Below are 1,131 nucleotides of genomic sequence, written 5' to 3'. Positions count from 1 at the left end.
CAGGGTCCCCGAGCGTCTAAGGCTTCGAGGAATCTTCGAACGAGACACCCCCTTCATTCACACCGTATCCGTCAGTTCACGCACTACCGCCAACGCGCGTCTCCTCCCTCTGATGTCACGTGTTAGCCACCGACACGATGTGGCTGAACAGGGGATACTGCTGCTCCTTGTGGGCTGCATAATCTTGGGGAAGACCCCGGGCAGCCGAAGGGGCTTATGAAAAAAGTGGTCGTGACACTACGACACCGGTTTAGGCGACGACCGGTGATCGTTCTCTTCAGCCTGAACCTGCGCGGTCAGCTACCCGCCGCCCTCGTAGATCCGATGGCTTGCACAAAGCAGGTCATTCACGGTCTGTGGCTGGGCGACAGGCGCAGCGCATCGAGGTTATTCGTAGGCCTAATAACCGCTCCCCACAATCGCCTGACGAGGCGCCCTGCCTCATCATCGAGTATTGCATCGAGAATGGCTCGCCCCAGAAACGACTCCTGGCGATCCACCCGCACTGTCCCGTAGAGGGTTCGGCGAATTCAACCGGTCGTCGCAACACTCTATTTTTGTGAGGTGTTGTACGTGTGGTCGAAGTTTGAACTGGTGGAGAAGCTGGCGCGGTTCTGGGAGCTGATGGCTCAAGGCTCGATGCTGACCGCATCGTGCGATGCTGTGGGCGTGAATCGACGAACTGGACGGCGTTGNGCGTCAAGCAACGGGTGGGCGGATTCCTCTTCCTGAGGTGGAGCGGTCGGGGCGGTACTTGTCCTTGGAGGAGCGGCTGCGGATCGCGGACTTGCACGTGGCTGGCACTGGCGTGCGGGCGATTGCTGCCTTGGTGGGCCGGTCTGCTGCCACGATCAGTCGGGAGCTGGCTCGAGGTGGGTCCAAGTCCGGCCCGCGGGCACGGGCGAGGTATGCCCCGTATGCGGCGCAGAAGCAGGCTGAGCTCCGTGGACGTCGTCCCAAGACCAGCAAATTCGACCATCCCGAACTGGCCTCTTTGGTGCAGACCAAGTTGTGCGTGAAATGGAGTCCGGAACAGATCAGTGATCATTTGGCTGCGGTGTTTCCCGATCGGCAGGAGATGCGGGTCAGCCCGGAGGCGATCTACCAAGCCCTCTACGCGGGAGGCCGCGG

1 protein-coding gene is annotated in these 1,131 nt (G+C 61.0%); it reads left to right on the top strand.

The features are described from left to right. Positions 1-793: 793 nt before the first annotated feature. On the top strand, positions 794-1,131 hold a 338-nt coding region (locus CXY75_RS00010; RefSeq protein ID WP_233201633.1), incomplete at its 3' end, for a helix-turn-helix domain-containing protein.

This window comes from Cryobacterium sp. Y11 (assembly GCF_002929535.1).
Classification (GTDB): Bacteria; Actinomycetota; Actinomycetes; order Actinomycetales; family Microbacteriaceae; genus Cryobacterium.
This window is presented reverse-complemented; position numbering and strand designations above follow the sequence as displayed.